The organism is Achromobacter sp. UBA5777, from assembly GCF_002418565.1.
Taxonomy (GTDB): Bacteria; Pseudomonadota; Gammaproteobacteria; order Burkholderiales; family Burkholderiaceae_B; genus Achromobacter; species Achromobacter animicus.
In genome coordinates this window covers 42,619-50,899 of record NZ_DIEJ01000184.1, presented here as the reverse complement: position 1 = coordinate 50,899, position 8,281 = coordinate 42,619, and the positions used below count along the sequence as shown (strand labels likewise).

General features: G+C 66.4%; 9 protein-coding genes. 8 read left to right on the top strand and 1 reads right to left on the bottom strand.

Annotated elements, in window-relative coordinates:
* Nucleotides 1-206: 206 nt before the first annotated feature.
* The 4 genes from B3446_RS14530 (at nt 207) to B3446_RS14515 (ending at nt 3,550) form a co-directional block, all read left to right on the top strand.
* Nucleotides 207-1,070: an MBL fold metallo-hydrolase gene (locus B3446_RS14530; protein ID WP_291382684.1), complete on the top strand. Its 864-nt coding sequence runs from the start codon at nt 207-209 to the stop codon at nt 1,068-1,070.
* Between the two features lie 80 nt (nt 1,071-1,150).
* Nucleotides 1,151-2,617, top strand: coding sequence for a polyphosphate:AMP phosphotransferase (gene pap / locus B3446_RS14525; protein ID WP_291382682.1), 1,467 nt, complete (start codon nt 1,151-1,153; stop codon nt 2,615-2,617).
* A 22-nt stretch (nt 2,618-2,639) separates the two neighbouring features.
* Complete coding sequence (locus B3446_RS14520; protein WP_105241129.1) at nt 2,640-3,089, top strand: GNAT family N-acetyltransferase; 450 nt, start codon at nt 2,640-2,642, stop codon at nt 3,087-3,089.
* A complete protein-coding gene (locus B3446_RS14515) occupies nt 3,086-3,550 on the top strand; it encodes an HIT family protein (protein ID WP_175124967.1) in 465 nt (154 codons plus the stop codon). Before B3446_RS14520 ends, B3446_RS14515 begins: the two co-directional genes overlap by 4 nt.
* 22 nt (nt 3,551-3,572) lie before the next feature.
* On the opposite strand, the gene B3446_RS14510 is transcribed toward B3446_RS14515, so the two are convergent.
* On the bottom strand, nt 3,573-4,751 hold the full coding sequence (locus B3446_RS14510; protein ID WP_291382679.1) for a glycosyltransferase: 1,179 nt from the start codon (nt 4,749-4,751) through the stop codon (nt 3,573-3,575).
* Between the two features lie 259 nt (nt 4,752-5,010).
* Here B3446_RS14510 and B3446_RS14505 point away from each other — a divergent pair, with 259 nt between their 5' ends.
* From B3446_RS14505 to B3446_RS14490, 4 genes are all read left to right on the top strand, one after another.
* The gene (locus B3446_RS14505; protein ID WP_291382677.1) at nt 5,011-5,400 is read left to right on the top strand and encodes a DUF488 domain-containing protein; all 390 of its coding nucleotides are present in this window, start codon (nt 5,011-5,013) and stop codon (nt 5,398-5,400) included.
* A 96-nt stretch (nt 5,401-5,496) separates the two neighbouring features.
* A complete protein-coding gene (tenA, locus tag B3446_RS14500) occupies nt 5,497-6,159 on the top strand; it encodes a thiaminase II (RefSeq protein WP_291382675.1) in 663 nt (220 codons plus the stop codon).
* Nucleotides 6,160-6,229: 70 nt separating this feature from the next.
* Nucleotides 6,230-6,994 (top strand): uracil-DNA glycosylase, encoded by a 765-nt coding sequence (locus B3446_RS14495; RefSeq protein WP_191579551.1) that lies wholly within the window; start codon nt 6,230-6,232, stop codon nt 6,992-6,994.
* 276 nt (nt 6,995-7,270) lie between these two features.
* Nucleotides 7,271-8,281, top strand: a 1,011-nt coding sequence (locus tag B3446_RS14490; protein WP_291382673.1) for a DEAD/DEAH box helicase, incomplete at its 3' end; no start/stop codon positions are given.

Sequence of the window (8,281 nt, the reverse complement as noted above, 5' to 3'; positions counted from 1 at the left end):
AGCGCCTTGAGCAGTGCGCAGGCCTGGGTGGCGGACTCGCGCAGGACGGCGACTTCGCAATCGGTAAGGGGAGCGTTCATGACGGGGTGTCGGACACGTGGGGGATAGCGGCGTCATTATATTTATGAATAAACTATGCGCAAATATTATTTTTTTTCGTAAATTGACCTGATCGGGCCGCCCGCGCGGCCTTCACGCGAGCCCCCATGACCCCGCACATCCAGGCCTTCTTCGATCCCGCCACTGCGACTATCACCTACGTCGTCCACGAGCCCGCGCCCGGCGGCGCGTGCGCCATCATCGACTCGGTGCTGGACTACGATCCCAAGTCCGGCCGCAGCAGCACCGCCAGCGCCGATCGCGTGGCCAATTACGTGCGCGAACGCAGCCTGCGGACCGTCTGGCTGCTGGAAACCCATGCCCATGCCGATCATCTGTCGGCGGCGCCCTACCTGCAACGGCAGCTCGGCGGCGTCATCGCCATCGGCCAGAGCATCCGCACCGTGCAGGGCGTCTTCAAGACCATCCTGAACCTGGAACCGGAGTTCCAGCTCGACGGCTCGCAGTTCGGCCATCTGTTCGCCGATGGCGAGACCTTTCAGATCGGTTCGCTGACCGCCACGGCCATCCACGTGCCCGGCCATACGCCGGCCGACATGGCGTACCTGATTGGCGATGCGGCATTCGTGGGCGACACGCTTTTCATGCCGGACGTGGGCACGGCGCGCTGCGATTTTCCCGGTGGCGACGCGCATCTGCTGTACCAGTCGATCCGGCGACTGCTGAGCCTGCCAGACGACACGCGGCTTTACATGTGCCACGACTATCCGCCCGCGGGACGCGAGGCCGCCTGGCAAACCACCGTGGCCGAACAGCGCCGCGGCAACATCCACGTGCGCGACGGCATTCCCGAGGACGAATTCGTCGCCATGCGCACACGGCGCGATGCCACGCTGTCGATGCCCACGCTGATCCTGCCAGCGATTCAGGTGAACATCCGCGCGGGCCATTTCCCGCCCCCCGAGGACAACGGCGTGCGCTATCTCAAGATTCCCGTGAACGCGCTCTGACCCCTGGCTGCGGCGCACTTGCGCCGCGCGGCCTTATCCCGCAAGATCGCCCGATCGCAGCCACCCGATCCGACGCATCCATGTTTGCCGAAGCCGAAGCCGACCCCACCCTGTCCAAAGACGAATTCAAGGCGCTCGAGGCGCGGCTGCGGGTCGCGCTGCTCAATGCGCAGTACGAACGGCTGCGGCAGGCCGACAAGACGCTTCTGATCGTCGTGGCCGGCATCGATGGCGCCGGCAAGGGCGCGACGATCAACCTGCTGAACGAATGGATGGACCCGCGCCACATCCGCACGCTGGCCTACGGGCCGCGCGAAGGTGACGAGCTCGAACGCCCGCCGCTGTGGCGCTACTGGCGCGATCTGCCGCCCAAGGGCAGCACGGGCATCGTGTTCGGGTCCTGGTATACGCCGCTCGTCATTGAAGCCGTACGCAAGAAGCCCAACGCGGACGCGATCGAGGCGCACTCGGCGGCGATCATGCGCTTTGAGACCATGCTGGCCGCCGAAGGCGTGCAGATCATCAAGCTGTGGTTCCACCTGTCCGCCAAGGCGCAGAAGACGCGCGCGCAGCGCCTGCTGGCCAACCCCGATACGGCCTGGCAGGTCAGTCCGGTCGACATGAAGGTCAATAAGCGGTTCGACCGCATCCGGGCCGGCGCCCAAGTCGTCCTCAATCACACCGATTGTGGTCATGCACCCTGGGTGGTGATTCCCAGCGCCGACGAAAACATGCGCGCCGCTCGCACCGCCGAGGCGGTGCTCGGGGCCCTGCGCCGGCGCGGCGTGCCCCGCCTGCCGCCCGCTTTCGTGGCGCATTCCAGCACGACGCGCATCGTGGACAGGCTGGGGAAGCTGGACTACGACGCCAAGGGGGACAAGGAAGATTACGAGACCGAACTCGGCCTGCTGCAAGGCCGGCTGGCGCGCGCCGCCCGGTCCGCCCCCTTCAGGAATCGCTCCCTGATCCTGGTGTTCGAGGGGCAGGACGCCGCCGGCAAGGGTGGCGCCATCCGCCGCGTCACGCACGCGCTGGACATCCGGCAGGTCGACATCACGCCGATATCCGCCCCCACGACCGAGGAACTGGCCCGGCCTTATCTGTGGCGTTTCTGGCGCTGCATTCCCAGCCATGGCCGCATCGGCATCTTCGACCGCTCGTGGTACGGCCGCGTGCTCGTCGAGCGTGTCGAAAAGCTGATACCACCCGCCCGGTGGCGCCGCGCGTATGCCGAGATCAACGACTTCGAGGAACAGCTCGCCGCCAGCGGCGCACTGGTGCTGAAGTTTTGGCTCGCGGTCACGCCCGACGAGCAGCTCAAGCGTTTTCAAGAGCGCGAGAAATCGCCGTTCAAGAATTTCAAGATCACGCCCGACGACTGGCGCAACCGCGACAAGTGGAAAGAATACGCGGCAGCGGCCAACGAGATGATGACGCGCACCGACGTGGCCCACGCGCCGTGGCATCTGGTGTCGGCCAACGACAAGCGTTACGCTCGCCTGCAGGTGCTGCGGCATATCGTCGACGCCATGGAAACCCAACTCTGAAGACCCCAGGAGGCCTTGCGCCATGAGTACCGCAGAAATCCGTCCCATCGTCGCCACCGACTTCGACGCCTGGCTGCCCCTGTGGAAGGGCTACCAGGACTTCTACCGCGTCAGCATCGACGACGCCGTCACGCGCAACACCTGGGCGCGCTTCCTGGACCCCGCCGAGCCCATGCACGCGGCGCTGGTCTATGAAAGCGGCCGCGCCGTCGGCATGGTGCACTGGATCTTTCATCGCTCCACCTGGACCGCCGGCGACTACTGCTACCTGCAGGACCTGTATGTGGACCAGGACGCACGCGGCACGGGCGCGGGCCGCAAGCTGATCGAACACGTCTACGCCGAAGCCGCCGCGGCCAACTGCGCCCGCGTCTATTGGCTGACACACGAAACCAACGCGACCGCCATGCAGCTCTACGACCGGATTGCCGACCGTTCCGGCTTTATCCAGTACCGCAAGGTGATGGCTTGAGCGCGCGCGATCCCAACTGTCCGCTGTGTCAGGAAGACGGCGGCACGCTGCTGTGGCGCGGGCCGCACCTGCGCATCATCGAGGTCGACGACGCCGACTATCCCGGCTTCACGCGCGTGATCTGGAACGGTCACCTGGCCGAGATGACCAGCCTGTCGACGCATGGCCGCGACCTGCTGATGCGGGCGGTGTATGTGGTGGAGGAAACGCAGCAGGCGATCCTGACGCCGGACAAGATCAACCTGGCGTCGCTGGGCAACATGGTGCCGCACCTGCATTGGCACGTGATCCCGCGCTGGCGCGGCGACCGGCATTTTCCGGATCCGATCTGGGCGGCGCCGCGCATTGCGCCGGGCGCCGAGCCGGATTCCTGGAAGGACCGGCAGGCGCAGGTGCAAGCGCTGCTGCCTCGCTACCGCGACCGGCTGGTGGAAGCCATGAACGCGTTGCTATGGCATTGAGCCTGCGGGGGCATTGAGGCTGTCAGGGCAATGAGCCGCTAGGCGCCACGGCGGCAGACCCGCGACGCTCCCCCAGCCAGCGTGCGTACGCCGATTCGACCAATTGCGCGGTGCGATCCGCGCTGAACAGACCCTGCCCGCGGATGAATTCGCGGCCCGCCTCGCCCATGCGGCGTCTGCGTTCGGGATCGGCCAGCAGGCTTTCAAGCGCGGCGGCCAGCGCAGCCGGGTCTCGCGGCGGCACCAGCAGCCCGGTCACGCCGGCCTGCATGGTTTCCGGCACGCCGCCCACGTCGGTGCCGATCACCGGCACCCCCATGGCGGAGGCCTCGACGAACGCCGTGCCCAAGGCTTCGCGGTGGGTCGGCAAGGCGAACACGTCGAACGCCTGCAATACGTTGCCGATGTCATGACGCCGGCCCAGGAAGTGCACGCGCGATGCGAGGCCCAGGGATTGCACCTGCGCCTTCAGGCGCTCGAACACCGGCATGCCATCTCCGGCCAGCACCAGGTGGGCTTGCGGAAACGTGGTCAGAATCCGGTGGAAGGCGTCGATCAGGTCTGCGTGCCCCTTTTCCGCGCGCATGACAGCCACGCAACCCACCACGAGGGCATCGTCAGGCAGTCCGAGTTCTTGCCGGACAGTGCCCAGGCCGTCGCTTTCGGGCAGGACGATCGGGGAATGGATGGTGGCGATGGACTGGGGCGCCGCGCCGCCATCCAGCAGCTGGCGGTGCACGTGCCGGCTCACGGCGATGACGCGGTGGGCCAGCCACGTGTAGGCGTACAGCGAGTTGATCGGCTTGGCCAAATGGCGGGTGCGCACAATGAGCGGCGTGCGCGCCAGGCGCGCGCCCATCGCGGCCCGCACCGTGTCGCTGCGGCTGTGCGTATTGACGACGTCGAACCGGCCACGAGCCGCCACGCGCCGCACGAATGCCACGCTGCGCATGAAATTCACAGGGCCGTCCATGTTGATGGTGTGCACGGTGAACCCGGCATCGCGCAGACGCTGCGCCAGTTCGGCGTGCGGCTGGCACACGGCTTCCAGGTGATGGCCGCGCTCACGCATGGCGACCATCTCCTTATAGATGCAGAATTCCTGTCCGCCGAACGCCGTGGCGGCTTCCGTATGCAGAATGCGCAGGCGGCCGGCGTTATCGGGCGAGGGATGCAGGTCTGAAGTATTGCGTGGCGGCATGACGGCGAAGGGCGCCAGGCGGCCTGGCTAAGCCACGACAGGATCGTGGGTTCAAAAAAGGCCGACGGTGTCGGCCTGTAATAGCGTTGTTACATAGAGGTTAAGTGAATGTAATCCACAAACCGCTGGCGCGACAAGCTGGTCTGATTCGCGGTCCTGCGCGCCGCCGGTGCGCAGCGTCAAACTTCCAGTACGCCGCGATCCGGCGCGTCGCGGGCGTTGCAGTAGACTGGCCGCACCGTCAGTCGCAGGAGCCGGCATGAAATCGTCCAACATCATCGTGCAGCGTGTCTATGAAGGCACCGGGCCGGCAGGTCACTACCTTGCCCTGGTCGATCGCATGTGGCCACGCGGACTGCGCCGCGCAGACCTGGGCCTGGACGAATGGGCCCGCGACATCGCCCCCAGCGCCGAACTGTGCAAATGGTTCAGCCACATCGAGGACCGATGGGATGACTTCCGCGGCAAGTACCTGACTGAACTCGCCACCCCAGCGCAGCAATCGCGCATGGCGGCGTTACTGGACGCTGCGGGGGATCGCCCCCTGACCTTGCTTTTCGGCGCGCGCAATACCGAGCACAACCAGGCGGTGGTGTTGCGCGACGCGCTTCTCGACTACGCCCGACATCACCGCAAACGCGCAGCCTGATCCAGCCGTCCCCGCGCCGCGATCCGCCTGCGCTCCCGCCTGTACCCTTATGCCCCGCCGATGGCGCGCGCCCTAGCCCTGTCCCAGAGGAATTCCATGTCTTTCAGCTCCGATGCCTGGACCCGCAACGCCGCGCTCTATGAAAAGACGCGCGACATGCCGTTCAACCGCGAGTTGGCCAGCGGCCAGCTCGCCGAGGACGCGTTCAAGCACTACATGATCCAGGACGCGCACTATCTGGTGGCGTTCGGACGCGCGCTCGCCATCGCCGCCGGCAAGGCCGACGATGCCGACGGCGTGGTGCAGTTTGCCGAGGCCGCCAAAGGCGCCGTCGTGGCCGAGCGCAGCCTGCACGCCGGGTTCATGCAGCAGTTCGGCATCGACGCCGCTACCTTCGAAGCCACGCCGCTGACGCCGGCGAGCCATCACTACACCAGCTTCCTGATTGCCACCGCCTGGAGCGCGCCCTATCCGGTCGTCCTGGCGGCCCTGCTGCCTTGCTTCTGGATCTACGCCGAAATCGGACGCGACATCCACGCACGCGCCGCGCGGCCCAATCCGTATGCGGCCTGGATCGACACCTACGCCGGCGACGATTTCCACGCGCTGGTCCGCGCCGTGGTCGCCACCGTGGACCGTGCGGCGGATACGGCGTCGCCGCAGACCCTGGCCGCGATGCACCAGGCCTACACGCACGCCGCCCAGCTTGAATGGATGTTCTGGGATTCGGCGCACCGTCAGGCTGGCTGGCCAGTCTGATTGGGAAGGCGGTCTGATCGCACAAACGGGCCAATCCGGCTGACCGGACGGCTGTGCCAAAATCGCGCCCATGCCGATCGACAACCGCCTCACATCCAACGCCCTGGCCGCCCAGGCCGCGCAACTGCCTGCCGCGTGGCAGGCCGCCCTGTCCGCCGACCCTGCCGTCGCCGCCGCGCTGGCTGCCGCCACCGCGCACGTCGAAGCGCGTCTCGCGCAAGGCGCCGTGGTGTATCCCGCCACGCCCTTCCGCGCGCTGCATGGCCTGGCGCCGTCGGACGTGCGCGTCGTGATCCTGGGCCAGGATCCCTACCATGGCCCCGGCCAGGCGCAGGGCCTGGCGTTTTCGGTGCCGGACGACTGCAAGCGCCCGCCCAGCCTGCGCAATATCTTCAATGAGATTGCGCGCGACTATCCGGCGCTGAGCATCCCGGCGGGCAACGACCTGAGCCCCTGGGCCGACCAGGGCGTGCTGCTGCTCAACACGGCGCTCACGGTCGAAGACGGCCAGCCCGCCTCGCACGCGAAGCGCGGCTGGGAAACAGTGACGGATGCGCTGATCGCGCACGTGGCACGAGATCCCTCGCCCAAAGTCTTCATGCTGTGGGGCGCCCACGCGCAGGCCAAGCGGCTGTTGCTTCCGCCCGACAGTGGTCATCTCGTCCTGATGTCCAACCATCCGTCTCCGCTATCCGCCCGCCGGCCGCCCGTGCCCTTCCTCGGGTGCGGCCATTTCCGGGCCACCAACACCTGGCTGCAGGACCAAGGGAAAAACCCTATTGATTGGGGACTGGACAAAAAAATAATTCCATTGCAGGGCGAATTCGGGTTATGATCGCCGCACTGCACAAAACGAGTTCGGCATTTACCGCCTTGATTTAGCGGAATTTTTTGCAGACTGCCGGGAAGCCTATCCCCGGCCTCATGCCGAACTATCATCGATTCCTGACCCCTTTCCTTTCGCCCTGCGTTCCATCAGTACAAGAGAACGCGCCACGCGCATGGTTGATCCGGTCGGCACGATGCTCCATCAACCGTCGCCTGGATCCGGCCGCCTAATCCCCTGGCCCGACCAAGCACTGCGTCGCATTGATTGCGGCAAGGGAAAGTAATGTCTTTCGATACCCTGGGTCTCGCGCCCGCCCTGTTGTCGGCCGTTCAAGAAGCTGGCTTCACCACCCCCACCTCCGTTCAAGCCGCCGCCATTCCGCAAGCACTGGCCGGCCATGACCTGATGGTGTCCTCGCAGACCGGCAGCGGCAAGACCGCCGCCTTCATGCTGCCCGCCCTGCACCGCATCGCCCAGATGCCCGCCAACAAGGGCGTCGGCGTGCAAGTGCTGGTGCTGACCCCGACCCGCGAACTGGCCCTGCAAGTCACGGAAGCCACCGCCACCTACGGCCGCAAGCTGGCCGACCTGCGCACCGCGACCGTCGTGGGCGGCATGCCCTACGGCGCGCAACTGAAGGCGCTGTCGCGCCGCGTTGACGTGCTGGTCGCCACCCCCGGCCGCCTGATCGACCACCTGCAATCCGGCCGCGTCAAACTGAACACCGTGCACACGCTGGTGCTGGACGAAGCCGATCGCATGCTGGACATGGGCTTCATTGAAGATATCGAGACCATCGTCGAGCGCCTGCCCGAAGGCCGCCAGACGCTGCTGTTCTCGGCCACGCTGGACGGCACCGTCGCCAAGCTAGCCTCGCGCATGATGCGCGAGCCGCAGCGCATCGAGATCGCCGGCGCCAAGGAAAAGCACACCAACATCACGCAAAGCCTGCTGTACGCGGACGATGCCAGCCACAAGATGCAACTGCTGGATCACGTGCTGCGCGACGCCTCGCTGGATCAAGCCATCGTCTTCACGTCGACCAAGCGCGGCGCGGACGACCTGGCCGACCGCCTGGCCGACCAAGGCTTTGCCGCCGCGGCCCTGCACGGCGACATGAACCAGCGCCAGCGCACCCGTACGCTGTCGCAACTGCAGCGCGGCCAACTGCGCATCCTGGTTGCCACCGACGTGGCTGCCCGTGGCATCGACGTGCAAGGCATCAGCCACGCCGTCAACTTCGACCTGCCGATGCAGGCTGAAGACTACGTGCACCGCATCGGCCGCACGGGC

What these genes read in the sequence shown, in the direction of transcription:
- tenA (WP_291382675.1), top strand. Translation starts at nt 5,497, where the DNA reads ATGTCTTTCAGCTCCGATGCCTGGACCCGCAACGCCGCGCTCTATGAA.
- B3446_RS14505 (WP_291382677.1), top strand. Translation starts at nt 5,011, where the DNA reads ATGAAATCGTCCAACATCATCGTGCAGCGTGTCTATGAAGGCACCGGG.
- B3446_RS14510 (WP_291382679.1), bottom strand. Translation starts at nt 4,751, where the DNA reads ATGCCGCCACGCAATACTTCAGACCTGCATCCCTCGCCCGATAACGCC.
- B3446_RS14520 (WP_105241129.1), top strand. Translation starts at nt 2,640, where the DNA reads ATGAGTACCGCAGAAATCCGTCCCATCGTCGCCACCGACTTCGACGCC.
- pap (WP_291382682.1), top strand. Translation starts at nt 1,151, where the DNA reads ATGTTTGCCGAAGCCGAAGCCGACCCCACCCTGTCCAAAGACGAATTC.
- B3446_RS14530 (WP_291382684.1), top strand. Translation starts at nt 207, where the DNA reads ATGACCCCGCACATCCAGGCCTTCTTCGATCCCGCCACTGCGACTATC.
- B3446_RS14495 (WP_191579551.1), top strand. Translation starts at nt 6,230, where the DNA reads ATGCCGATCGACAACCGCCTCACATCCAACGCCCTGGCCGCCCAGGCC.